The following is a 25,635-nucleotide window of genomic DNA, read 5'->3' as shown; positions in this document are numbered from 1 at the left end:
CGCTCTGCCCCGGCTCAGCCCGCCAGTCCGTCCCGCATTCACCGGCGGGGCGCAGCAGGACATTCCCATCGGCACTCCCGGGGGCGGAACCATGCCCGAAACCACGGCCGCGCGCGACACCGAAGCGCGGCAGTCAGCGACTCACCTCACCGCCCCGTCGGGGGCCGACCACCGGCCGGGGCGGGCCCTGGAGGCCGCCGAGCGCGGCTCCTGGTCCGCCTCGGCCTCCTTCCCGCCGCGCCCGGGCAACGTCGCCCGGGCCCGCCGGCTGACCCGGACGGCGCTGGCCGCCTGGGGCGCGCCGGGGCTGGCCGACAGCGCCGAGCTGCTGGTGTCCGAGCTGGTCACCAACGCCCTGCGCTACGGCCAGGGGGCCGTCTCGATCACCCTGGCGCTCACCGAGCAGGCCCTGCAGATCTCGGTGGCGGACTTCGGCCGCGGCCTGCCGCAGCCCCGCGAGGCCGCCCCGGAGGACTCCAGCGGCCGGGGGCTGGCGATCGTCTCCGCGCTCTGCAGCAAGTGGACGGTGACCACCCGGCTGACCGGCAAGACGGTCAGCTGCTGGCTGGACACGGCGGCTCCGGACGGCCCGGTCCGCGAGGCCTCCTGAGCCGTTCGGGAGTCATTCCGCCGGCACCGGAAATGGCCGCGGAGAGATGGCCGAACAAAGGGGGCGTGCGACTATTGGCCGCACGCCCCCTCGGGGTTTATGACGCCCCCGTTTTCGATTACCGGCGGGTATTCCCGCGGCTACCAGCGGGCCGAACTCGGCAGCGGTTCCCCGTACCAGAGTTCGACCAGGTGACGCGCGATCGAAATGCCGGAGGGCGGCACGATCTCGCCCGCCGCCATGCCGGCCCGCAGCTCCTCGCGGGAGAACCAGCGCGCCTCGGCCAGCTCCTCGCCGTCCACGGTGATCGCGGTGCCGGCCGGGTCGGCCTTGCCGAGGAACCCGAGCATCAGGCTGGCCGGGAAGGGCCAGGGCTGGCTCGCCACGTAGCTCACCTCGGCGACCCGGACGCCGGCCTCCTCGACGACCTCCCGGGCCACCGCCTGCTCCAGCGACTCGCCGGGCTCCACGAAGCCGGCCAGGGTGGACCAGCGGCCCTCCGGCCAGAGCGCCTGGCGGCCGAGCAGGCAGCGATCCTGCCCGTCGGTGATCAGCATGATCACCGCCGGGTCGGTGCGCGGGTAGTGCTCGGCGGCGCAGGAGGTGCACCGGCGCACGTGGCCGGCCCCGGCCTTCTCGGTCGGGTGCCCGCAGCGGGAGCAGAAGCTGTGCAGCCGGTGCCAGTGCTCCAGCGCCACGGCGTGCACCAGCAGCCCGGCGTCCCGGGCCGAGAGCAGCGCCCCGACCTCGCGCAGCCCGGCCGGGCGGGCGTCGCCGTCCAGCCGGCCCGGCAGGCTGTCGCCCGCCAGCGCGAAGTACGAGGTGCCGTCCTCGTCGGTGCCCAGGAAGTACCGGTCGCCGGTCTGCGGCGCCTCGAAGGAGGGCAGCAGCACCAGCTCGGTGCCCGTCTCGGTCTCGACCACGAAGGCCTCGCCGCCCGAGATCGGCAGCACCTTGGTGGTCGGGTGGCTCCAGGCCGCCGCCAGCCAGGGCTCGTCGAAGCGGTGCTGGGCGGCACGGTCCACCCCGGCCCGGGCCAGGGCGAGGTGGGCCACGTCCTGCGGCGCGGCGGTGTCAGGCGCGGTGCTCAACTCGGTCCATCCCCGATCAGGTAGGTCTCGACAGTGGCGACGGCGGGGCAGCTCACGCCCCGGCCCGGCTCTCGGCCAGCTCGCTCCACAGGTACGCGGCGGTCTCCACGCCCTTGGCCAGCAGGTCCAGCTCGACCTTCTCGTTCACCGAGTGCCAGCCGTCCGAGGGCACCGAGATGCCCAGGAAGAGCACCGGCGCGCCGAGCACGTCCTGGAGGTCGGCCGCCGGGCCGGAGCCGCCCTCGCGGGTGAACAGCACCTCCTGCTCGAAGGCCCGGCCCATCGCCCGGACGGTGGCCTGCAGCGCCGGGTGGTCCAGCGGGGTCAGGCAGGGACGGGTGGCGCCGGGGAAGACCAGCTCGTACCGGATGCCCTCGGGCACCTGCGTGGCGACCCACTCCCGGACGGCCTCGCGGACCTTCTCGGGCTCCTGGCCGGCCACCAGCCGGAAGGAGAGCTTGAGGTGCGCCTCGGCGGGCACGATGGTCTTGCCGCCGGGGCCGGTGTACCCGCCCCAGATGCCGTTCACCTCGGCTGTCGGGCGGGCCCAGATCCGCTCCAGGGTGGAGTACCCGGCCTCGCCCTCGGCGCCGTACGACTTGGCCACCCGCAGCCACTGCGCCTCGTCGAAGGGCAGCGCGGCGAACAGCTCGCGCTCGCGCTCGGTCAGCTCGACGATGCCCTCGTAGAAACCCGGGATCGCCACCTTGCGGTCGGCGTCGTGCAGGGCGGCGGCCAGCTCGGCCGCGACGGTGGCCGGGTTGGGCACCGCGCCGCCGAAGGAGCCGGAGTGGATGTCGGTGTCCGGGCCGGCGAAGTCGATCTGGGCGTCCATCAGGCCGCGCATGCCGGTGCAGACGGTGGGCGTGGTCTCGGACCACATGCCGGTGTCCGAGATGATCACCACGTCGGCGGCCAGCCGCTCGGCCTCGCGGCGCACCAGGGCGGCGAAGTTCGGCGAGCCGGACTCCTCCTCGCCCTCGATCAGCAGCTTGAGGTTGACGGCCGGGGCGGTGCGGCCGGTGGCCGCCAGGTGGGCCCGGACCCCGAGGGTGTGGAAGAAGACCTGGCCCTTGTCGTCGGCCGCGCCCCGGGCGAACAGCTGCTTGCCGATCACGGTGGGGTCGAACGGCTCGGTGGCCCAGCCGTCCGCCTTGGCGGCGGGCTGCACGTCGTGGTGGCCGTAGACCAGCACGGTCGGCGCGTCGGCCTCGCCCGAGGGCCACTCGGCGAAGACGGCCGGCAGGCCCTCCGTCTCCCACACCTCCGCGACCGGGAAGCCGGTCTCGGTGAGCTTCGCGGCCAGCCACTCGGCGGACCGGCGCACCTCACCGGCGGCGGCCGGATCGGCCGAGACGGAGGCGATGCGCAGCCAGTCGGAGAGGTCGGCGAGGAACTCGCCCTGGTGCTGCTCGATGTAGGTGCGGACGACGCTGTCCGGGGTTTTCGTCATACGGACGACTTTAGACCGTCTGGTGCCGGGGCCCGCAGCCCCGGCACCTGTACCGACTACGCCTCGCGGCGCACCAGGCTGAGCCGCGAGCGGGTGAGCAGGGTGGCCAGCAGCACCGCGACCGCCGGGAGCAGCAGCAGGGTGACGCCCATGGTCGCCCACGGGAAGGCGATCACCACCTCGTCACTTCCGGGCACCGTGGAAGTGCCGGAGGCGGCGAGCGCCTCCACCTTGCGCAGCGCCACCGCGGGCACCACCCCGCAGACCGTGCCGAGCGCCGCGCCCATCGCGGCGATCACCCCGCACTGGAAGCCCGAGAGCCGTCGGCGGATGCCTCCGGTGGCCCCGACGGCCGCCAAGGTGGCCAGGTCGCGCTGGGAGTCGGCGGCGGCCAGGCCGGTGGCGATGCCGGCCGCGCCGAGCGCGACCAGGGCCGCGAAGACGGTCAGGCCGACCGAGATCAGCCCCTGGCTGGACCGGTAGCCCCGCTCCACCTCCAGCCGGCTGCCCGGGTCCAGCTTGGCCACCGCCGAGGTGACCCGCTGCTCGGCGGTGCCGTCGGGCGCGGCCGGGGGCAGCCAGACCGAGCCGGCGTCCAGCCGGGCCAGGCCCAGCTGCCGCGCGGCCGGATCGCCCAGCAGCACCGGCGCGGCCTGCACCCGGGCGGCGGCGACCACGGCGTCCACCCGCACCTCGTGCGAGGCCGGCTCCTTGGGCTGGACCACCGAGCCGTCCGGGCCCACCGTCGGCCCGCCCTCCGGCCAGGGGTCGGTGATCCGCAGGGTCACCTGGCCCTCCGTCAGGTACCGGGCGTCGAAGACCACCGCCTTGCCCGCCGCCAGCGCCCCCTCGGCCGCCCGGTCCTGCGCTCCGAACAGGTTGCGCAGCACCGCCGCGCCACCGATCGGGGTGGCGCCGAACTGGCCGGTGTAGTTGGGCTGGTGGGTGCAGCGCGGGTCGCGCCGCAGCCGGTCGTACTCGGCCGGGTCGGTGCGCCGGGAGTCCACCTCGTACGCGGGGCAGCGCTGCTCCTTGGGCAGCACCGCCTCGACGTACCCGCAGGACTTGCCGGCGTTGCAGTCGGCCGGGAAGGCGGCCGAGGCGACGTCGCCCCGCTCGCCCAGGCCCGGTGCGGCCTGCTCGACGGCGGCCCGCTGCCGGGCCGCGTCGAACGCGCCCTCGGTGCGGGAGCTGAACGAGAGGCTGACCGCGCCGTTCGGCATCCGGGCCTCGTAGCGCTCGCGGGCGGCCTGGTCGTTGCTGGTGGTGTAGATGCCGACCGCGACCGAGCCCGCCACGGCGGCCATCACGGCCGCCACCGCCGGGGCGGTGCGGCCCCGGTGGCGGACGGCGTCGCGCAGCGCCAGCCGGGGGCTGAGCGGCAGCCAGCGGCCCAGCCGGCCGAAGAGGCCGACCAGGATCGGGGTGAGCGCGACCATGCCCAGCTCGGCGATCATCGAGCCGCCGAGCACCGGCACGGTGCGCTGCCCGACGGCCTGCCCGCCGAGCGCCAGCGCGGTGCCACCGATCAGCATCACCAGGCCGAGCAGGGCCAGCCTGCGGTTGGCGGGCTTGACCGTGCCACGGCCGTCCAGCGCCTCCACCACGTCCTGCCGGGCGGCCTGGACGGCCGGCACCACGGCCGCCAGCAGGCCGGTGACCAGGCCGATCAGCGCGATGCCGAGCAGGTCGAGGGCGTGCAGGTCGAAGTGGCCGAACCGGCTGTTCGCCCGCTGCTCGGCCCAGGGCCGGCCGACCGCGACCAGCCCGACCGCCAGCACCACGCCCAGCACCGCACCGGCGGCCCCGAGCACGGCGCCCCCGCCGAGCACCACGGCCCGCACCTGCGAGCGGTCGCCGCCGGCGGCGGCCAGCAGGCCGAGCTGGCGGCGCGAGCGGCGGGCACCGACCGCGAAGGCCGGGCCCGCGAGCAGCACGATCTCCAGCAGCGCCATCCCGGCCACCGTCGCGGTGATCACCAGGATCGGGTTCTCCAGCCGGTCGTCGCCCGTGCCGGCCCGGCCCTGGTAGAAGGGCACCTCGGCGCGGGCGGGTGGGTCGAGCAGCACCGCGCGGCTGCTGGCGGTGATGCCGTACTTGTTGAGCTCCAGCACCTTCGGCCAGTCCAGCACCGCCCCGGCGGGCAGCACGGCGAGCCAGGTGTCCGCACCCCGGGCGCTCTCGCCGCCGGCGGGAGCCGGCAGCAGCGCGCCGGGGCGGCCGACCAGGGTGTCCTCGTCCAGGGCGGCCGGGTTCTCCACCACGCCGGTCACGGTGTACGGGTGGCCCTCGCGCGGGGTGGTGGTGTCGCCGATCCGCAGCCCCGCCTGGTCGAGGAAGTGCCGGGTGGCGGCCACCTCGCGGTCGGTGGCGGGGGCCTTGCCCTCGACCAGGTCGAGCTTGCCGCGCCAGACCGGGTCGGTCAGGTCGGCCTCGGCGGTGGCGACCCGCAGCTGGCCCTCCCTGGTGGTGGTGAAGGTGCCGCCGCCCTGCACCGGGACGAGCCGGCTGCCGGCCGGGAGCAGCTCCCCGAGCAGGGTGGCCGGCTCGGTGGCCAGGCTGCGCCGCTGCTCGGCGCCGAGCGGCTTGCCCGGCTCGGGCGAGCTGCCGGTGCGGCCGTCCAGGTAGTCCGGGGCCTGCTCGGCGAGGTCACCCCGCTGGTAGACCGAGACCAGCGCGTCGGCCCCGCCCATCACCCGGGCCACCCGCTCGCCCGGGTCGAGCTGGCCGCTGCGGTAGACGATGTCGGCGCCGGTGACACCGAGCACGGGCAGGGCGATCATCGCGAGTACGAGGGCGCTGCGGCCCTTGGCGCGCAACGCGTCGCGCCGGGCGATCCGCAGGGCCAGCCGCCAGGAGGAGAGGCTCACCGCGACGGCCCGTCGAAGCCGCCGCCCGAGCCCACCAGCAGGCTGCCGGCGTCCTGCTGGACGCTCTGGTCGACCATCCGGCCGTCCCGCAGGAAGACCACCCGGTCCGCCCAGGCGGCGTGCCGGGCCTCGTGGGTGACCATCATCGCGGCGGCGCCCGCGTCGCAGCGGGCCCGCAGCACCGCGAGCACCGACTCGCCGGTGGCGGAGTCCAGCGCGCCGGTCGGCTCGTCCGCCAGCACCAGCCGGCGGTCGCCGATCAGCGAGCGGGCGATCGCCACCCGCTGCTGCTGGCCACCGGACATCTCGTCCGGGAAGCGGTCGGCCAGGCCCTCGATGCCCAGCTCGGTCAGCGCGGCCACCGCCTCGCGCCGGGCCGCCCGGCTGGAGACCCCGTCCAGCTCGCGCGGCAGCGACACGTTCTCGGCCGCCGTCAACGCGGGTATCAGGTTGTAATCCTGGAACACGTAGCCCACGCTGCGGCGGCGCAGCCGGGCCAGCCCCTTGCGGTTCAGCTCGCCCAGCACGCTGCCCTCGACCACCACGCGGCCCTCGGAGGGCGAGTCCAGCCCGCCGGCCAGGGTCAGCAGGGTCGACTTGCCCGAGCCGGAGGGGCCCATCACCGCGACGAACTCACCCGCCCGCACCTCCAGGTCCACCCCTCTGAGGGCGTGGACCTGGGCGGCGCCCTGGCCGTGGACGCGGGTGACGCCCTGCAGCCGGAGGACGGGCTGTGCGGTCGGTGAGCTCATGGTGCTCCCCCTGATGGTGCTGGTTCGGTTACGGACGACTCGGGGCCGGAAGTGGCGCTCGGCCTCGGCGGCTCAGAGCCGGGCGCGGCGCCTGGCCTTGGCGGCCGGGGCAGGCACGGCTGCGGGGGCGGGCTCGGCGGCCCGCTGCATGAGGCGGCTCTCGCAGTGGTCGAGCCAGCGGATCTCCGCCTCGGTCTGGAAGATCAGCTGCTCCAGGACGAGCAGCCAGGCGAGGTCCGCCTGGGCGCCGGTGTCGGCGGTGATCGCCTGGCCCTTGAGCCGGGTGTAGTCCTGGAGCGCCTTCATGCTGTGCCGGCGCTGCCCCTGGACCACGGCGGCCACGTCCACCCCCGGCACGGTCACGGCCATCGCCAGCTTGATCGCCAGCTCGTCCCGGGGCGGGCTGTCCCGCGGCACCGGGGTGTCGAACCAGGACCGCAGCTCGGCCCGGCCGGCCTCGGTGGCCGCGTAGTAGACGTGGCCCTCCTCGTCCTCCCCGTCGGGGGTGACCAGGCCGTCCCGCTCCAGCCGGCTGAGCGTGGTGTAGACCTGGCCCACGTTCAGCGGCCAGGTGGCGCCGGTGCGGGCCTCGAACTCGGTGCGCAGCTGGTAGCCGTAGCGCGGGCCCTGGTCGAGCAGGGCGAGCAGACCGTGACGGATGGACATACCACGTATGTATACCCGGTATGTCCGCCGGTCTCAAGCCCCGCAGGCCCGGACCCGGCCGCCGTGCGAACCGGTACGGTCGTACGGTGACCCAGCTGCGCATCGCGACCTTCAACCTGCTGCACGGTCAGCCCCTGGCCGGGGACGGCACACCGCTGCCGTACCCGCTCGACCCGGCCGAGCCGCTGCACGAGGCGATCGCCGCGCTGGACGCGGACGTGCTGGCCCTCCAGGAGGTCGACCGCCACCAGGAGCGCTCCGGGCTGACCGACCAGACCGCCGTGGCCGCCAAGGCGATGGGCGCGGCGGACTGGCGGTTCGCCGCCGCCCTGCACGGACGCCCGGCCCCGGTCGCCGGCTGGATCACCGACCCCGCGCACGCCGGCCTCACCGTCTACGGCCCCGCCGAGCTCGGCAGCGCCACCGAGCTCCCCTCCTACGGCACCGCCCTGCTCACCCGCCTCCCGGTCAGCCACTGGCGCGCGCGCCGGTTCGCCCCGGCGCCGTTCGGCCTCCCGCTCCGCGTGGCCGGCCGGCGCGGCCTCACCCCCGTCCCGGACGAGCCCCGGGCCGCCCTGGCCGCCGTCCTGGAGGGGGAGCACGGCCCGTTCACCGTGGTCGCCGCCCACCTCTCCTTCGTGCCCGGCTGGAACATGGCCCAGCTGGCCGCGGTCCGGCGCTGGATCGCCGACCTCCCCCAGCCGCACCTCGTGCTCGGCGACTTCAACCTGATCGGCGCCGTCCCCCGCACCGTGCTCGGCGGCGCCTCGGCCCGCGACCGCGTCCGCACCGCCCGCGCAGTCCGCCGGGCCCGACCCCGCACCCGCCTGCACGGCTGGTACGACCTCGCCAAGACCCCGACCTACCCATCCCACCGCCCCACGGTCCAGTTCGACCACGTCCTGGCCATGGGCCTCCCTCGCCAGGCGGCAACCTCAGCCCGGGCACCAAGGGCGGTCGTCTCCGACCACCGCCCACTGGTGGTGGAAGTCGACTTGTAAGGGAATGCGATGGGGGCGCGCGCAGTTCCCCGCGCCCCCGGTGGTTGCCCACCCCTAACCGTTCGCCAGCACCTGCTCAGCAGCCTGATGCGGCAGCACCCCCACCGGCTCGTACTGGAGCAAGAGCATCGCCGCATCGTCCCCCGGCACCCGCCCGACATGCCGCACCACGTCCTCGTGCAGCCGCCCCAGCACCTCCCCCGGTGTGCCGTCCGCGCACTGCGGCAGCCGCTCGGCCAGCGGGTAGAAGACGCCGTGCCTGTCCCGGGCCTCGATCACACCGTCGGTGAAGAGCAGGATCCGGTCGCCCGGCCGGACGGCCAGCCGCTGGACCGGCGGCTTCACGTCGCAGGGGTCGAGCACGCCGAGCGGCGGCACCGTCTCGTTCAGCTCCAGCGCCCGCACCGGCTCGTCGGCGCGGAGCAGCAGCGGCGAGGGGTGGCCGCAGTTGACGATCTCGGCCGCGCCGTCAGGGCCCACCCCGATCAGCACCAGGGTGACGAACTCCTCCTCCACCCCGGGGTGGTCGTTCTCGTGCAGGGCCCGGTCCAGGCTGACGGCCAGCCAGCCGGCCACCTTCTCCAGCGCGGGCTCCTGGTGCGCGGCCTCGCGGAAGGCGCCGAGCACGGCGGCCGCCGTCTCCACCGCGTTGAGCCCCTTGCCCCGCACGTCGCCGACCACGGCCCGCACCCCGTGCCGGGTGTTGACCACCTCGTAGAGGTCACCGCCGATCGAGGCGTGCTCGGCCGCCGCCGCGTAGTGCACGGCCGCCCGCACGCAGCCCACCCGGTCCGGCACCCGCCGCAGCAGCACCCGCCGGGCGACGTCGGCCACCACCTGCGCGTCGGCCAGCGCCCGCTCCTGACGCAGCCGCAGGGTGACGCTGACCCAGCCGATCGCCGCGACCAGCGCGATCGCGAACACCGTGGCACTGTGCACCGACGCGCCGAGCGCCTCGTTGTAGAAGGCCATCAGGAAGGCGGCGAGCTCGGTGCAGACCCCGATCAGCAGCGGGTACCAGGCCCGCCGGCTGACCACGGCGGCCAGTGCGGGCACGGCGGTGAGCGCGGGCTCCACCGTGACCTTGGTGTTGCTGAAGTAGTCGAGGGAGACCACCAGCAGCATGCCGATGTACGGCAGCGCCAGGGCGGTCTTGGGCCAGGTGCCGGGCGGGCCGGCCACCCCACCTGACCCGGCTCCGGGGAGCAGCACCCCGAGCCGCGTTCTGATCCATCCGGTCGCACTCAACTTCGGTCTCTCCAGCAGAAGGTGGCCGGTGCCAGGGGACACCTGCGGTGGTGACTGAGGGTCAGGGCCTACGGGCCTCGCTGGTGGCCGGAGTACGGGGTTGACCGGTTACCGACCCCACAATAGGCGCGAAAAGTGCACTGTGCACAGGTTTCGCGCGACGCTGTGACGACTTGGATGCTCTGCGTGACTCATTCTTCACTATTCCCGATCAGAAGCCTGGTCAACTCTTTTCGGCCGGGAAGTCCTGACGGTCTTTCCACCCGCCCGCTGCGGACGTACAGGAACGAGGCCGTGACCTGCTCCGGCTCGACCCCGGCCGCCTCGGCCCAGGCCAGCCGGTAGACGGCCAGTTGCAGCGCGTCCGCCGTCTCCTCCCGGTGGGTCTTCCAGTCGACCACCTCGTAGCGCGGTGACCCTGAGCCACCGTCACTCTCCCGGTAGACCGCATCGATCCGGCCGCGCACCACCCGCCCCCCGAGCACCAGCTGGAACGGCGCCTCGACCCGGTACGGCCGCCGGCCCGCGTACGGGCTGCGCAGGAAGGCCTCCTTGAGCCGCTCCAGGTCGCGCTCGTCCTCGATGCCGTCCTCGTCGAAGCCGGGCAGCTCCAGCACGTCCAGCAGCGAGCGCTGCTCGAACCTGGCCTGCACCCAGGCGTGGAAGCGGGTGCCCCGGCGGGCGGCCGGCTGCGGCGGGCGCGGCATCGGGCGGGCCAGCTCCCGGGCGAAGCCGTCCGGGTCGGCCGCCACCCGCAGCAGCTGGGTGGCCGAGAGCGAGGGCGGCAGCGGCACCTCGCGCACGGCCCGCCGCGAGCGGGCCAGCTCGCCCAGCAGCGCCGACAGGTCCCGGTCCCAGGAGGCCACCTGGCGCTCGTCCTCCGGCGCCATCGGCTCCGGCTCGGCAGCCGGCACCCCGTCCAGGCGCCCGCGCACCACCTCGGCCACCCGCCGCCGGGCGGCCTGCGCCGCCGGGTCCAGCGGCAGCGGCCAGGGCGTCTCGACCTGCTCGGTGAGCGCCGGGTTCTCCGCCTCCGGCAGCGGCGGCTCGGCCCACGCCTCCACCTCGCCGCAGCCCGGCCGCTCGGCGTGCAGCCGCAGCTCGGTCAGGAACGCGGACGGGCCCCGGCGGCGCTTCTGGCTCGGCCCCCACCAGTGGCCGGAGGCCAGCAGCAGCGAGCGCGGCCGGGTGAAGGCCACGTACCCCAGCCGCAGCTCCTCGACCTTGGCGTGCTCGGCCATCTCCTTCTTGAACGCCGCCATCGGCTTGGGCTCCCACTCGGCCAGCTCCGGCAGCGTGGCCGCGTCGCCGCGCAGCGCGTGCGGCAGCACCCGCTTGGTGCTGGTCCACCGCTCCCGGCCCTTGTCGGTCGGGAAGCCGCCCTTGACCAGGCCGGGCACCGCGACCACGTCCCACTCCAGGCCCTTGGACTTGTGCGCGGTGAGCACCTTCACGGTGTCCTCCCCGCCGGGCAGGCTGCTGTCCAGGCCCCGCTCGTACTCCTGCGCCGCCCGCAGGAAGGCCAGGAAGGCGCTCAGCCCCGGGTCGCCGTCCAGATCGGCGAAGGAGGCGGCCACGTCAAGGAAGCCGTGCAGCGTCTCCCGCCGCCGGGCCGCCAGCGCCAGCGGCGAGGCCGAGAGCTCCACCTCCAGGCCCGTCACCGCCAGCACCCGGTGGAGCACGTCCATCAGCGGCTCGGCCAGCACCCGGCGCAGCTCCCGCAACTCCTGCGCCAGCCGGGCGAACCGCACCCGCGCCTCGGCCGAGAACGGCAGCTCGTCCGGCTGCTCGCGCTCCAGAAAGGTCTCCAGCGCGTCCGCCAGCGAGACGATCTCGGTCGGGTCGGTCTCGGCCACCGCCGCCGCCAGCGCGTCCGCGCCCTCGGGCCGCCCCGTCCGCACCTGCTCGGCGGCCCGCCGCCCGAGCAGCGCCAGGTCACGCGGGCCGATCCGCCAGCGCGGCCCGATCAGCAGCCGCACCAGCGCGGCGTTGGCCGTCGGGTCCTGCAGCACCTCGCAGACCGCCACCAGGTCGGCCACCTCGGGCAGTTGGAGCAGCCCGCCCAGGCCCACCACCTCCACCGGCACCTGCCGGGCCACCAGCGCCGCGTGGATGTCCGGGAAGGCCCCGCCGCCCCGGCAGAGCACCGCGATCCGCCCCGGGGCGGTGCCGGTGCGCACCAGGTGCGCGATCGAATCCGCCAGCCAGTCGATCTCCTCCGCGTGGGTGGGCAGCAGCGCGCAGCGGACGAACCCCTCCTGCTCGGCCCCCGGCGCGGGGCGCAGCGCCTCCACCCCTTCGTGCATCGCCCGCAGCGGCGCCGCCAGGTGGTTGGCGAAGGCCAGCAGCCGGCCGCCGCTGCGGCGGTTCTCGCTCAGCGCGTACCGGGCCGCCGGGGCGCCCCCGGCCCGCGGGAAGTGCCGGGGGAAGTCGTCCAGGTTGGCCACCGAGGCCCCGCGCCAGCCGTAGATCGCCTGGCACGGGTCGCCCACCGCCGTGACCGGGTGGCCCGTGCCGCCGCCGTACAGCCCCGCGAGCATCAGCCGCTGCGCGACCGAGGTGTCCTGGTACTCGTCCAGCAGCACCACCCGGTACTGCGCGCGCAGCAGCTCCCCGACCTCCTTGCGCCGCTGCGCCAGCCGGGCCGAGGCCGCGATCTGGTCGCCGAAGTCCATCAGCCCGGCCCTGGCCTTGCGCCGCCGGTACTCCTCCACCAGCTCCAGCAGCTCCAACCGGGCCCGGGCCGTCACCGGCAGCGCCCGCAGGTCCTCGTTGCCCAGCTTGGCCGTGGCCAGCTGGTCGAGCAGCGCCGTGTCGAAGGCCCGCAGCTCCTCGGGCTCCACCAGGTGCTCCGCCAGCTCCCCGTCCAGCGCGATCAGATCCGCCACCAGCCCCGAGAACGCCCCGGTCAGCCCGGGGAACGGCCCCTGCGCCGAGCGCAGCACCTTAGCCGCCAGCTGGAACCTGGTCGCGTCCGCGAGCAGCCGGGTGTCCGGCTCGATCCCGATCCGCAGACCGTGCTCCTTGAGCAGCCGCCCGGCGAAGGCGTGGTACGTGGAGATCTCCGGCTCCCCCAGGCTCTCCTCCGCCGGATCCAGCACCCGCGCCCGCACCAGCGCCGAGCGCACCCGCTCAGCGAGCTCCCCCGCCGCCTTGTTGGTGAAGGTCAGCCCCAGCACCTGCTCCGGCCCCACCGCCCCCGACCCGACCAGCCACACCACCCGCGCGGCCATCACCGTGGTCTTCCCCGACCCGGCCCCCGCCACGATCACCGCCGGCTCCAGCGGCGCCCCGATCGCCGCCATCTGCTCCCGGTTGAACGGAATGCCGAGCAGCTCCTTGAGCTGGGCGGGGTCAGTGAGGACGGCGGACACGTCCACCAACCTAATCGTTCTCGATGACAGCGGCGGACAACCATCAGGGGCGCGGGGGACTGCGCGACCAGCCACCCAGCTCCGTAGAGCCTTGATCACGCCCCAGCCCTGCACCCCGATAGTGCAACTGAACCGGGCATCTCGACTGGTCGGCGGCGCCGGGCTGGCCGCGCCGTTCCCCGCGCCCCTGATAGTGCAGCTGGATCTAGTCGATGATCTGACGGCCGTCCCGCTGCGCCGAGCAGCTGCTGCGGAACGCACACCTCGCGCAGCCCTCGCCCGTGGTCGGGACGAACCGCTCCGCCAGCACCTTGCCCGCCGCCTCCGCGAGCAGATCGGAGACCCAGGGCTCGGTGGCCGGGCCTTGGTGCTGGACCTTCGGCTCCTCCGGCGCGCCCTTCGCCGGCTCGCGCAGGTGCACCAGCTCGGCCCCGCCCGCGACGGCGCCCTCCTCGAAGCCCGGCAGATCGGCCAACGCCCCGTGCTCCACCGCGAGTTGGTAGACCGCCAACTGCCGGTGCCGCGGCATCGACTTGTCCGTGGGCAGCTGCTTGCCGGTCTTGAAGTCCACCACGTACGCCCGGCCGGCCTCGTCCCGCTCCACCCGGTCCATCGAACCCCGGATCCGGATCTCCACCTCCCCCACCGGGATGGTCAGGTCGAAACCCTGCTCGGTGGCCACCGTGGTGCGGCCGCGCTCCAGCACGTGCCAGTGCAGGAACCGCTCCAGCGCGGCCCGCGCCTGCTCCTTCTCCTGCCGTGACTTCCACGGCGCGTCGAAGGCCAGCGCGTCCCAGACCGTGTCCAGCCGCGCCATCAGCACCGCCAGGTCGGCCGGCGTCCGCCCCGAGCCGACCTCGTCGGCCAGCGCGTGCACCACGTTCCCGAAACCCTGGGCGGCGGTCGTGGTGGTGGCCGCCTTCACGTCCTTGTCCAGGAACCACTGCAGCGAGCAGCCCTCCAGCTGCTCCAGCCCGCTCCCGGAGAGCCGCACCGGCACGTCCGGCTGCCGCAGCGGCTCACTCGCCTCCGTGCGGTCCACCAGCCCCCACCACCGGTCCGGGTGCGCGGCGGGCACCAGCGGCACCCCGTCCTCGTCCCGCGCCTCGGCCAGCTGCGCCAACCGCTCGGCGGCGGCCCGCCGCAGCTCGGGGCTACGGCCCGGATCCACCGTGACCGCGCGCAGCTCCGCCACCAGCGCGGCCACCGCGAGCGGCCTGCGCGGCCGGTGCGTCACGTCCTCGACGGTCACCTGCGGCCGCCGGGCCGTCACCTTCCCGGTCCGTGGGTCCAGCTCCTCCCGGTAGAGCTCGCGCAGGAACCGCGAGGGCTCGTCCCCGTCCTCGGCCGGCGCCTTCACCGCCGTGACGATCAGCCGCTCCTTGGCCCGGGTCGCCGCGGTGTAGAACAGCCGCCGTTCCTCCCCCAGCAGCGCCGCCGGCGAGAGCGGCTCGGCCAGCCCGTCCCGTCCGATCCGGTCCGCCTCCAGCAGCGAACCGCGGCGCCGCAGGTCGGGCCAGAGCCCCTCCTGCACCCCCGCGACCACCACCACCCGCCACTCAAGACCCTTCGACCGGTGCGCCGTCATCAACCGCACCGCCTCCGGCCGCACCGCCCGCACCGTCAGCGTGTCCGCCGCGATGTCCTGGGCCTCCAGCTCCGCCAGGAACTCCAACGCCCCCCGGTGCCCCGCCACCTGCTCCTCGGCCCGCGCGGCCGTCTCGAACAGCGCACAGAGCGCGTCCAGATCCCGATCCGCGTTACGCCCGGCCGCCCCACCCCGCAGCGCCGCCCGCTCCAACCGCTCCCGCCACCGCCGGCTCCCGTCCCACAGCTCCCACAGCGCCTCCTCGGCCCCACCGCCCCCGGCCAGCAACTCCCTGACCTTCCGCAGCAGCACCCCCACCTCGTAAACCCGCCGAGCCGCCCCCAGCTCGAACGCCACCAACCGCTCCGGCTCCGCCAACGCCTCCCGGATCAGCTCCTCAGCGCTACGGACCACCACAGCACCGCGAGGGGCCTCGCCGAAGGCGGGCTCAATGGGGGCGCGGGGAACTGCGCGCAGCGGAAGCTCAGAGCCCGCAGCCGCCTCACCAACCACACCCCCGCCCTCCTCGCGCAGCTCGGAATCGGCGAGCTCACCGCCGGAGGCACCCCGCAGGTGCCGCCGCTCCTCCTCCCGCAACGCCCGCCCCAGCCGCCGCAGGTCCGCCCCGTCCAACCCGCCCAGCGGCCCGGTCAGCAGCGTCCGCGCCGTCTCCGCGTCGCACAGCGCGGCCGGCCCCGCGCAGACCCGCAGGGCGAGCAGCAGCGGCGCCACCCCCGGCTCCTCGCGCAGCGGCAGATCGTCACCGTCGATCTCCAGCGGCACCCCCGCCGCGCCCAGCGCCCGCCGCACGCCCGGAATCGACCGCGCCCCGGCGCGGACCAGCACCGCCATCTCCCCCCACGGCACCCCGTCCTCCAGGTGGGCCCGCCGCAGCAGGTCCGCCACCGAATCCAGCTCCGCCCCGGGCGTGGGGTAGGTGTACACCTCCGCCTGCCCGCCCTCCCGGGCGGGCAGCAGCGCCCGGTGCTCCGCCAGCTTCCCGGCCGGCAGCCGACCCATCGGCATCCGCCGCGCCAGCTCCCGCGTGGCGGCCAGCAGCACCGCGCCCGAGCGCCGCGAGACCCGCAGCACCTTCACCTCGGCCGGCCGCCCGTCCGCCTGCGGGAAGGCCTGCGGGAAGTCGAGGATGCCGTTGATGTCGGCACCCCGGAACGCGTAGATCGACTGGTCCGGGTCGCCGACCGCGACCAGGTCCCGGCCGCCGCCCGCCAGCGCCCGCAGCAGCCGCACCTGCGAGGGGTCGGTGTCCTGGTACTCGTCCACGTACACGGCCTCGTAGCGCTCCCGCAGCGCGGCCCCGACCTCGGCCCGCTCGGCCAGCAGCACGGCCCGGTGCACCAGCTCCGCGTAGTCGAGCACGCCCCGCAGGTCGAGCACGTCCAGGTACTCGGCCAGGAAGAGCGCGGCGGCGGCCCAGTCCGGCCGCTGCACCCCGGCCGCGAACCGGCCCAGCTCCGCCTCGCCCAGGCCCAGCTCCCGGCTGCGCGCCAGCACCGCTCGCACCTCGTCGGCGAACCCGCGCGTGGTCAGGCAGGCCCGCAGGTCCAACGGCCAGGCGATCCGCCCGACCCCGTCCCGGGCGTCCTCCGCCCCGCCCGCCAGCAGCTCGCGCACCATCACGTCCTGCTCGGGCCCGGACAGCAGCCGCAGCGGCTCCGCGTACTCCTCCGGCGTCTGGTGCTCGCGCAGCAGGGCGTAGCAGAACGAATGAAAAGTCGTGGCCTGCGGGGTGGGCGCAACGACGTCGCCCACCCCGAGCCGGGCCGTCATCCGGTCCCGCAGCTCCATCGCCGCCTTGCGGCTGAAGGTGAGCACCAGGATCCGCTCCGGGTCCGTCCCCCGCTCGATCCGCCGGGCCACCGACTCCACCAGGGTGGTGGTCTTCCCCGTCCCGGGCCCGGCCAGCACCAGCAGCGGGCCGCCCGCGTGCTCGGCCACCGCCCGTTGGTACTCGTCCAGTACGGGCGGGGCGGGCAGGGCCAGGGGGCTGCGCACCAGGCGGAAGGGGGAAGTCACCGACGTCCTCAGGCTGGGGATGGAACATCGAGCCTACGATCCTGCCCCGCCCACCCCGCACCCGCATCCGCTTCCCACCCGCCGGGGGCGCACACCCCTCGCCGACGCGCCCCCGGCCGGCTCCCGACCGACTCCCGGCCGACTTCCGGCTAGCTCCCGTCCCAGCGGGCCTGCCGCAGGTCGACCCGGGGGACGCCGCCGACCAGCCGCAGCGGGGTGCCCTCGACCCGGTAGTTGGCCAGCGCGCGGTCCTCGTGGCCGGGCAGCGGGCGGCCGTCCGCCCGGATCACCCGCCACCAGGGCACGCCGCCGCCGTACATCGCCATCACCCGCCCGACCTGCCGAGGGCCGCCCTGCCCGAGGTACTCGGCCACGTCGCCGTAGGTCATCACCCGGCCCGGGGGAATACGCTCGGTCAGGTCGAGAACCGATTCGACATAGGGCGGTGGTGCCTCACCCGTGCTCTGCGTCATGTGCGCGATTCTTACTCATAGGTTCCGCCATCCGTTCCTCGTCCGGCGGTGTTCCAGGACGCCGTGCGGGGGATTCGCCGCGCCCGGTGCGCCCCCTGTCCAGCACGGGCGGCCGGAGCATGCCACCATCTTCGGGGCGGTGAGTGGTGATACGAGGACAAGACCAGATGACCGGGACGGCAGACGTGGCAGCGGACGAGGGTGCCCAGCCTCCCGTCGGCGACCCCGGGCACCAGCCCGAACACCACGAACCGCAGGAAGCACCGCACGAGGGGGAGCAGGGCGTGGCGGCCGACCACCCACCAGCCGGCCCGGGCCCGGAGCCCGCACCGGAACCACACCTGGACTTGACGAAGCACCCCGAGCCTCCGTCCCGCCCCGAAGCATCGGCAGCGTGGGACGGGCTCGACCCGTACGCCGGCGACGACCTCGCCGTCGACGAGCCGCTGCTCGCCGCCCGCGCGCACCGGCCCTCCGACCTGATCCGCTTCGTCGCCGGCCTGCTCGGCATCATCGCGCTCTTCCTGGTCGCCCGCTTCGCGGTCTCCACCACCTCGGGCCTGGAGAACGACATCTCCACCAACGCCCACCGCATCCCGGGCGTGCTGAGCACCGTCGCCGCGCTGGTCTCCAGCGTGGCCGTGCTCGGCGTACCGCTGGCCTTCGCGGTCGAGCGGCTGATAAAGCGGGACGGCCTGCGGGTCGCGGACGGCGTGCTCGCCTCCGTGCTCGCGTACGGGGTCTCGCTGGGCGTGGACTGGTGGGTCGCGGCGGGCGCGCCGATGGCCATCCGGGACGCGCTGACCCAGCTGCCGCCGGACGGCGGCCAGACCCTGACCGACCCGGTCCACGGGTACCTCGCACCGGTGATCGCCTACATGACGGCCGTCGGCATGTCGAGCAGACCGCGCTGGCGGGTCGCGCTCTGGGTGGTGGTCGTCCTCAGCGGGCTGACCGAGCTGGTCAGCGGGTACACCACGCTGCTCTCGCTCATCCTCACCGTGCTGATCGGCTGGTCGGTGGCGTACGGCACCCTGTACGCGATCGGCTCGCCCAACATCCGGCCGACCGGCAGCCACCTGATGACCGGCCTGCGCAAGGTCGGCTTCGCCCCGGCCGGGGCGCACCGCGCCCCCGACGCGCCCGGCGGCACCCGCCGCTACTACGTCGAGCAGCAGGACGGCCCGCCGCTGGACGTCCACATCATCGACCGCGAGCAGCAGGCCTCCGGCTTCTTCTACCGCGCCTGGCGCCGCCTGCGGCTGCGCTCGGTGGCCGTCCGGCGCAGCCCGCAGTCGCTGCGCCAGGCACTGGAGCAGGAGGCGCTGATCGCGTACGCGGCCGCCGCCTCCGGCGCCCGGGCGCCGCAGCTGGTGGCCACCTCCGAGCTCGGGCCGGACGCCGCGATCCTGGTCTACGAGCAGGTGCCCGGCCGCACCCTGGACGAGTTGGGCGACGGGGAGATCACCGACCAGGTGATGGCCTCGCTCTGGGAGTCGGTGGGCCGGCTGCACGACCGCCGGATCGCCCACCGCCGCCTCACCGGCGAATCCCTGCTGGTGGTGGACGACAAGACCGGCTGCCTGGTCAACCTCTCCGGCGGCGACATCGCGGCCGGCGACCTGACCCTGCGGATCGACCTCGCCCAGCTGCTCACCACCTTCGCGCTGCGGGTCGGGCCCGAACGGGCCGTGGCCACCGCCAACGCGGTGCTCGGCGCCGAACGGGTGGCCGGCTCGCTGCCGCTGCTCCAGCCGGTCGGGCTCAGCCGGCAGACCAGGGGTGACCTGGCCAGACAGACCAAGGAGCGCAAGGCCGCCGCCCAGGCCCTCGCGCTGGAGCAGGTCGCCTCCGGCGAGCGCACCCAGCAGCAGGCCGAGGAGGACATCGCGACGGCGGGCGAGGACCTGCTCAGCCGGATCCGCGGCCAGATCCTGCAGATCGCCCCGGAGGCCCCGCTGGCCCCGGAGAAGCTGGAACGGCTCAAGCCCAAGACCCTGATCACCGTGATCGCGCTGGCCTTCGCGGCCTACCTCGCGCTCACCACCATCCAGCCGGCCCAGCTCAAGCTCTCCCACATGAACTGGGCCTGGGCCGCGGCCGCCCTGGCCGCCGCCGCCGTCACCTACATCGCCGCCTCGATGAGCCTCACCGGCTTCGTGCCGGAGCGGCTGCCCTTCCGCCGCACCGTCGCGGCCCAGGTGGCGGGCTCCTTCGTCAAGCTGGTCGCGCCCGCCGCGATCGGCGGCATCGCGCTCAACACCCGCTACCTCCAGAAGGCGGGCATCCGGCCCGGCCAGGCGGCGGCCAGCGTGGGCGCCTCCCAGCTCGCCGGGCTCGGCGGCCACCTGCTGCTGCTGTTCTGCTTCGGCCTGATCACCGGCACCCAGACCAACGGCGACCTCGGCGCCTCCCGCGCCGTGATCATCGGGGTGCTCACGGCCGCCGTGCTCTCGCTGGTGGTCGCAGCGGTCGGCCCGCTGCGGCGCTTCGTGGTCACCCGGGTCCGCTCACTCTTCTTCGGCGTCGTCCCGCGCATGCTCGACCTGATGCAGACCCCCAGCAAGCTGTTCACCGGCTTCGGCGGCATCCTGCTGCTCACCCTGAGCTTCACCGCCTGCCTCGACGCCTCCATCCAGGCCTTCGGCGGCTCCATGAGCTTCTCCGCCGTCGCCGTCGTCTTCCTCACCGCCAACGCCGCCGGCTCCGCCATCCCCACCCCGGGCGGCATCGGCCCGGTCGAGGCCGCCCTCGTCGGCGCCCTCACCCTCTCCGGCGTCCCGGCCGCCGCCGCCACCCCCGCCGTCTTCCTCTACCGCGCCCTCACCTTCTGGCTGCCGGTCATCCCGGGCTGGGTCTGCTACAACGTGCTGCAGCGCAAGGGCGCGCTCTGACCCTCAACCGGGGTTGGTCCCCCGGACGGTCTGCCCCGGCGCCAGCCGACGCACGTCCGCACCCCCGAGGGTGACCAGCCCGGTGTGCACCGGGTCCAGCCACTCGACCGGGCGATGGAAGGCGAAGATCCGGATCAGCTCCAGGTCGACGGCCCGGTCCACGCCGCTGAACCGGTCGAACCGAGCACCGACCTGGACGGGCCCCTCCATGCATCGCACGACGATGTCCGCGTCGGCCTCGGTCCGGCTCCGGATCTCGTGGACGTACAACGACACCACGCTCGTCCCCTCCCTCCCCACCGACGCGGAACGGCCCGCCGGGGGCTTCCCGGCGGGCCGTTCCACAGCTGGCTGGTGCCTAGTACACCGGCTTGTGCGGCTCGATCTGGTTGACCCAGCCGATCACGCCGCCGCCCAGGTGGACGGCGTCGGCGAAGCCGGCGGACTTGAGGACGGCGAGGACCTCGGCCGAACGGACGCCGGTCTTGCAGTGCAGGACGATCTTCCTGTCCTGGGGCATGCGCTCCAGGGCGTTGCCCATCAGGAACTGGTCCTTGGGGATGAGCACGGCGCCCGGGATGTTGACGATCTCGTACTCGTTGGGCTCGCGGACGTCGATCAGGAAGATGTCCTCCTCGTCGTCCAGCCACTCCTTGAGCTGCTTCGAGGTGATCGTCGAACCGGCGACGGCCTCCTGGGCCTCCTCCGAGATGACGCCGCAGAACGCCTCGTAGTCGATGAGCTCGGTGACGGTCGGGTTCTCGCCGCAGAGCACGCAGTTCGGGTCCTTGCGGACCTTCACCTGGCGGTAGTTCATCTCCAGGGCGTCGTAGATCATCAGACGGCCGACCAGCGGCTCGCCGACGCCGGCGAGCAGCTTGATGGCCTCGGTGACCTGGATCGAGCCGATCGAGGCGCAGAGCACGCCCAGCACGCCGCCCTCGGCGCAGGAGGGGACCATGCCCGGCGGCGGGGCCTCCGGGTAGAGGCAGCGGTAGCAGGGGCCGTGCTCGGCCCAGAACACGCTGGCCTGGCCGTCGAAGCGGTAGATCGAACCCCACACGTACGGCTTGCCGAGCAGCACCGCGGCGTCGTTCACCAGGTACCGGGTGGCGAAGTTGTCGGTGCCGTCCACGATCAGGTCGTAGCCGGAGAAGATCTCCATGACGTTGGAGTTGTCGAGGCGCTCCTCGTGCAGCACCACGTTGATGTACGGGTTGATCTCCTTGACCGAGTCGCGCGCGGACTCGCCCTTGGAGCGGCCGATGTCGGACTGGCCGTGGATGATCTGGCGCTGGAGGTTCGACTCGTCCACGACGTCGAACTCGACGATGCCCAGCGTGCCCACACCGGCGGCGGCGAGGTACATCAGGGCAGGCGAACCCAGGCCGCCGGCGCCGACGCACAGCACCTTGGCGTTCTTCAGCCGCTTCTGCCCGGCCATCCCCACGTCCGGGATGATCAGGTGGCGGGAGTACCGGCGAACCTCGTCGATGGTGAGCTCGGCGGCGGGCTCGACCAGGGGTGGCAGCGACACGGGGGCTCCGATGGTCGTCAGATCGATGGCGTTTCGAATTACCAGCTAAGCCAACAGTGTCACGCGGGCGGGCTATTCCGAGACAGCACGTCCGAACTACGAGACACCTGACGCCGGATGATGGGATCTGACGAAACAGGTGCGCCACCCCTGGAAACCCCTGGTTGAGCGCTTCCCACGCCCCTCACGGACACTCCGGTGTCCGTCAGACCCGACAGGCCGTCTCCAGCCAGACGTCGCCCAGGGACTCCTCCAGCGGGACCTGCGTCCGCCATCCGAGACGATCCCGGGCGGTCCGGACATCGGCCTGCCGCCACTGCACCGGCTCCACCACCGCCCTCGGCTCGATCACCCGGGGCGGCTGCTCGACACCCCGGTGCAGGTCGGTCACCACCTGGCTGGGCACCAGCACCTGGCGGGCATCCTCGCTGATGGTGCCCTCGAAGCCGGAGGCCCGGACCAGCAGCTGCGCGGCGTCCCTGGCCCGGACGGCGTGGCCGCTGCCCACGTTGATCACGCCCGTCGCGGCGGAGACGGCGGCGGCCTGGATCGCCCGGGCGACGTCCCGCACGTCCACGAAATCCCGGAATCCGGACAGGTCCGGCATCCGCACCACCCGCTCGTGGTGTTCGAGGGCCCGCCGCAGGCCCTCGGCCAGCCGCCCGAACAGCGAAGCGGTCGGCGCCCCGGGGCCCACCACGTCGAAGACCCGGAGCACGGCGGCGTCCAGCCCGGAGGTGATCACCAACTCCGTCCCGGCCAGCTTGGAGACCCCGTACGGGCCGACCGGCCTCGGTTCGGCGGTCTCGGGGATCGGCACCCCGGCGGGCATCGGACCGTACTCGGCGGCCGAACCGACGTGCACCAGCCGGGCGGGCTCCCGGCTGCGACGGATCGCCTCGCAGACGGTGGCGACGGCGAGCGTGTTCGCCTTGATCAGCGCGCGGGAGGTGCCATAGGTGACGCCGGCGCAGTTGATCACCACCTGAGGGGCGGCCGCGTCCAGGAACCGGGCGAGCGCACCCGGGCTGCCGGCGGTGAGGTCGAAACGGATGTCGGCCGAATCGCGTCGGCCGAGCACCGTGACCGCGAGGTCCTGGTCGGCCAGCAGGCGGTCGGCGACCCGACGGCCGATGAAGCCGTCGGCGCCCAGCAGCAGCACCCTCATCGGGAGCGTCCTTCCACGAAGCCCGCCCGTTCGGGCCGGGCGGGTAACGGGTGAGGCCCGGCGCATCTTTGCCCATGGCCTATTTTTACGTTCGTACGAACTTTTCAGTGGGGCTAACTTTGCTTTCGTGGCACCTGTCTATCGGGGGCACTTTTTCGTCGGGGGTACCTGTTCCACGGGGGTACCTGTTCCTCGGGGGCACCTTTGCGTGCTGGGCACCTTTACCTGGTCGGCAACTTTGGGCGGTCGGCACCTTTACGCGCCGAGCACCTTTACGCGCTGGGCAACTTTGTGCGCTGGGCAACTTTGCGTGCGGGCGAACATTCAGGTGGGCTCCGCCAACGCCGGCCGCCCGAGCAGCACCCACGCGTACGGCAGCACCACCACCGCCACCGCTCCGCCGCCGAACCGCAGAGCCGTCCCCGGTGGCCCGCCCACCGCCACCCCGGCCGCCGCGACCGCCAACGCGAGCAGCGGCGCCGCCAGGGCCGCCATCGGCCGCCCCCGCCGCCGCAGCGTGACGGCGAACAGTTGGAGCACCCCGAGCACAGCCAAGGTGCCCCACCACCCCACCCCTGCCTGGGCCACCGCCCGGTGCAGCAGCCCGCCTGGCCCCTCCCCCGCCGACAGCACCGTGCCCAGGAACCCGAGCAGCAGCACCATCGCCACCTGGAGCAGCGCCGCGACCGGCAGGACCGGCCGCATCCGCCCCCGGTACTCGGCGATCGTCCCGGCCTGCCCCAGGTGCCCCCGGGCCACCCGGTCCAGCCAGCCCCCGACCACCTCGGCCATCACCACGCCCTCGGCCGCCGCCGCCCCGAGCCCCGGTTCGGCCTCCCAGAGCGGCACCGCCAGCGCCAGCCCCGCCACCACCTGCCCCCACCCCACCCAGCCGAAGGCCGACCGCTCCCGCCCGGCCACCCCGGCGTCCCCCCGCTCGCGCGACACCCTCGGCGCCCTCGGCACCCGCGCGAACAGCTCCTCCGCCAGCCCGAACACGTCCGCGTGCCGGTACCGCCCCACCTCCGCCTGCCCCAGCCCGGAGTCCTCCAGCGCCGCCGCGATCTCCAACGGATCCACCGCCTGCTCACACACCACCCGGTGCCGCACCATCAGCTCCCGCACCGGATCCCCCACCACCGGCTCCCCCGCAGCCGACTCCCCCACGGCCGCAGCAGCACCCTCGGCCGCACCCGGCACCGCAGCAGCACCCACCGCTCCGGCGACACCCATCACCCCGGTAGCCCCGGTAGCCCCGCCGGTCGGCTCCCCCGCCTGGTGGTGCGGCATCAGTGGGCCTCCGCCATCGCACCCGCCACCCAGTACTCGGCGGGGCGGGCGAAGGGGCGCGGCACACCGCCGTCGGCGCCGTCCACGGCCGGGAAGGCCGGCCAGTGCGAGACGAGTTCGAGGTAGATCTCGCGGAAGGCGGTGACCACCGGGGCCACGGCGAAACGCTCCTGCGCCCGCAGCCGACCGGCCAGCCCGAACCGGGCCCGGCGCTCCTCGTCGCGCAGCAGCGCTAGGCAGGCCCCGGCCAGCGCGGCCGGATCCCGGGGCGGCACCAGCAGCCCGCTGGGCCCGACCACCTCGCGGGCCACCCCCACCTCGGTGCTGATCACCGCCCGGCCGCTGAGCATCGCGTCGGCCAGCAGCCGCGGGCTGCGCTGGGTCAGCCCGGTGAAGACCACCACCGTCCCGGCGGCCCAGGCCTGCGCCGTGCTCTCCGGCAGCCCGGCGAACCGGACGCCCTCCCCGAGTTCGAGCCGCTCCGCTATCGCCTTGCAGTGGTCCAGGTAGCCCGGGGCACTCTCCTCCCCGTACACCAGCAGCCGCGCCCCCGGCAGTTCGGCCCGCACCCGGGCGTAGGCGTGCAGCATCAGGTCGGCGTCCCGCCCCGGCTCCAGCGCGCCCGCCCAGACCAGCACCGGCTGCTCGGGCTCGACCCCGGCCGCCTCCCGCCCGACGGCCTCCGTACCCTCGTGCACCACTCTGGTCCGCGCCGGGTCGGCCCCGCAGCGCTGCTGCCACTGCTGGTCGTAGGCGCTGCCGGGCGTGAGCACTGCCGCCTCCCGGTAGGTCTCCTCGGTGAGCAGCCGGAAGAAGCTCAGCAGCAGCGCGCGGACCGGCCAGCGGTACGGGGCGCTGCGGTAGCTCCGGTACTGCTCGCGCAGGTGCAGCCCGTGTTCGGTGACCACGAACGGCACCCCGTGCAGCCGCTTGGCGACCAGTGCCGGCAGCGCCGCCGGCCCGCCGCCGACCACGTGGCAGAGGTCGACCGCCCCGAGCCGCCCGGGCCCCGGCCCGTACCAGGGCGCCGAGAGCGGCCGCAGGCACTGCTCCAGCAGGTCGCCCGCGACCAGCACGTCCCGCACCAGCGGCTGCCCGGCGGCGGTGTCCGCCCCCGGCGCCCGCCACTCCCGCTCCAGCACCCGCTGCGCGTGCCCCGAGGCGAGGAAGGCCGGCAGCGCCCCGTCCTGCCGGGTCAGCTCCGCCAGCCGGTACAGCCCGGAGGCGAACGAGCCCCGCTCCCCCGGCAGCACCAGCGCCCGGACCAACTCCCGGTACGCCCGCACGTACGCCCGCCGCCGGTGCGCCGCCGGCCCCCGTCCGGCCGGCCGCCGCCCCCACATCGCCAGTTCGTACGTCGCCGGCCCATAGGTCGCGGGCCCCTCCCCCGCACCACCCCCGCCACCGGACCCGCCACCGTCCCCGGCCAGCAGGTGCAGCTGGAACTCGTGTTCGGCGAGCCCCTCGACCAGTCGCCTGCACCAGCCGCCACCGGCACGCTGTGCGTACGGGTGGACGCCCTCGGTGAGCAGTGCGATGCGCACGACGACCTCCAGAGCTGAGCGGGTTCGATGGACCAGGGG

The 25,635-nt window shown here is 74.6% G+C and carries 17 protein-coding genes; 3 read left to right on the top strand and 14 right to left on the bottom strand.

The window, feature by feature from the left end:
• Positions 1-91: 91 nt before the first annotated feature.
• A complete protein-coding gene (locus CFP65_RS24455) occupies positions 92-610 on the top strand; it encodes an ATP-binding protein (protein WP_104818214.1) in 519 nt (172 codons plus the stop codon).
• A 140-nt stretch (positions 611-750) separates the two neighbouring features.
• On the opposite strand, the gene nudC is transcribed toward CFP65_RS24455, so the two are convergent.
• The 5 genes from nudC to CFP65_RS24430 all read right to left on the bottom strand — a co-directional run bounded on the left by nudC (position 751) and on the right by CFP65_RS24430 (position 7,442).
• Positions 751-1,701, bottom strand: a complete 951-nt coding sequence (gene nudC, locus CFP65_RS24450) for an NAD(+) diphosphatase (protein WP_104818213.1) — start codon at positions 1,699-1,701, stop codon at positions 751-753.
• Between the two features lie 52 nt (positions 1,702-1,753).
• Entirely contained in the window at positions 1,754-3,154 is a 1,401-nt protein-coding gene (locus CFP65_RS24445) for a dipeptidase (protein WP_104818212.1), read from the bottom strand.
• A 56-nt stretch (positions 3,155-3,210) separates the two neighbouring features.
• Entirely contained in the window at positions 3,211-6,024 is a 2,814-nt protein-coding gene (locus tag CFP65_RS24440) for an FtsX-like permease family protein (RefSeq protein WP_104818211.1), read from the bottom strand.
• Positions 6,021-6,776, bottom strand: a complete 756-nt coding sequence (locus CFP65_RS24435; protein ID WP_104818210.1) for an ABC transporter ATP-binding protein — start codon at positions 6,774-6,776, stop codon at positions 6,021-6,023. Before CFP65_RS24435 ends, CFP65_RS24440 begins: the two co-directional genes overlap by 4 nt.
• A 72-nt stretch (positions 6,777-6,848) precedes the next feature.
• On the bottom strand, positions 6,849-7,442 hold the full coding sequence (locus tag CFP65_RS24430; RefSeq protein ID WP_104818209.1) for a PadR family transcriptional regulator: 594 nt from the start codon (positions 7,440-7,442) through the stop codon (positions 6,849-6,851).
• Between the two features lie 86 nt (positions 7,443-7,528).
• Here CFP65_RS24430 and CFP65_RS24425 point away from each other — a divergent pair, with 86 nt between their 5' ends.
• A complete protein-coding gene (locus CFP65_RS24425) occupies positions 7,529-8,443 on the top strand; it encodes an endonuclease/exonuclease/phosphatase family protein (protein ID WP_254552542.1) in 915 nt (304 codons plus the stop codon).
• A gap of 54 nt (positions 8,444-8,497) precedes the next feature.
• On the opposite strand, the gene CFP65_RS24420 is transcribed toward CFP65_RS24425, so the two are convergent.
• The 4 genes from CFP65_RS24420 to CFP65_RS24405 form a co-directional block, all read right to left on the bottom strand.
• Positions 8,498-9,691: a PP2C family protein-serine/threonine phosphatase gene (locus CFP65_RS24420; protein ID WP_158702344.1), complete on the bottom strand. Its 1,194-nt coding sequence runs from the start codon at positions 9,689-9,691 to the stop codon at positions 8,498-8,500.
• A 191-nt stretch (positions 9,692-9,882) separates the two neighbouring features.
• The gene (locus CFP65_RS24415) at positions 9,883-13,065 is read right to left on the bottom strand and encodes an ATP-dependent DNA helicase (RefSeq protein ID WP_104821087.1); all 3,183 of its coding nucleotides are present in this window, start codon (positions 13,063-13,065) and stop codon (positions 9,883-9,885) included.
• Positions 13,066-13,270: 205 nt separating this feature from the next.
• Positions 13,271-16,690: an ATP-dependent DNA helicase gene (locus CFP65_RS24410; RefSeq protein ID WP_104818207.1), complete on the bottom strand. Its 3,420-nt coding sequence runs from the start codon at positions 16,688-16,690 to the stop codon at positions 13,271-13,273.
• Positions 16,691-16,839: 149 nt separating this feature from the next.
• Positions 16,840-17,163, bottom strand: coding sequence for an MGMT family protein (locus CFP65_RS24405; protein WP_104818206.1), 324 nt, complete (start codon positions 17,161-17,163; stop codon positions 16,840-16,842).
• Between the two features lie 167 nt (positions 17,164-17,330).
• Between CFP65_RS24405 and CFP65_RS24400 the strand changes: the two genes are divergently transcribed.
• Positions 17,331-20,057 carry a lysylphosphatidylglycerol synthase transmembrane domain-containing protein gene (locus CFP65_RS24400; protein WP_254552541.1) on the top strand — a complete coding sequence of 909 codons (2,727 nt, stop codon included), beginning with the start codon at positions 17,331-17,333 and terminating at the stop codon, positions 20,055-20,057.
• A 3-nt stretch (positions 20,058-20,060) separates the two neighbouring features.
• Here the strand turns inward: CFP65_RS24400 and CFP65_RS24395 are convergent, their stop codons facing one another.
• The 5 genes from CFP65_RS24395 to CFP65_RS24375 form a co-directional block, all read right to left on the bottom strand.
• The gene (locus CFP65_RS24395; RefSeq protein WP_158702343.1) at positions 20,061-20,336 is read right to left on the bottom strand and encodes a hypothetical protein; all 276 of its coding nucleotides are present in this window, start codon (positions 20,334-20,336) and stop codon (positions 20,061-20,063) included.
• Between the two features lie 79 nt (positions 20,337-20,415).
• Complete coding sequence (gene moeZ / locus CFP65_RS24390) at positions 20,416-21,594, bottom strand: adenylyltransferase/sulfurtransferase MoeZ (RefSeq protein ID WP_104818204.1); 1,179 nt, start codon at positions 21,592-21,594, stop codon at positions 20,416-20,418.
• Between the two features lie 205 nt (positions 21,595-21,799).
• Positions 21,800-22,762: an NAD(P)-dependent oxidoreductase gene (locus CFP65_RS24385; protein WP_104818203.1), complete on the bottom strand. Its 963-nt coding sequence runs from the start codon at positions 22,760-22,762 to the stop codon at positions 21,800-21,802.
• Between the two features lie 324 nt (positions 22,763-23,086).
• Positions 23,087-24,052 carry a hypothetical protein gene (locus CFP65_RS24380; RefSeq protein WP_104818202.1) on the bottom strand — a complete coding sequence of 322 codons (966 nt, stop codon included), beginning with the start codon at positions 24,050-24,052 and terminating at the stop codon, positions 23,087-23,089.
• A complete protein-coding gene (locus CFP65_RS24375) occupies positions 24,052-25,596 on the bottom strand; it encodes a DUF3492 domain-containing protein (RefSeq protein WP_158702342.1) in 1,545 nt (514 codons plus the stop codon). Before CFP65_RS24375 ends, CFP65_RS24380 begins: the two co-directional genes overlap by 1 nt.
• Between the last annotated feature and the right edge of the window lie 39 nt (positions 25,597-25,635).

The sequence above is a fragment of the Kitasatospora sp. MMS16-BH015 genome, assembly GCF_002943525.1.
In the GTDB taxonomy this organism is placed as follows: Bacteria; Actinomycetota; Actinomycetes; order Streptomycetales; family Streptomycetaceae; genus Kitasatospora.
This window is presented reverse-complemented; position numbering and strand designations above follow the sequence as displayed.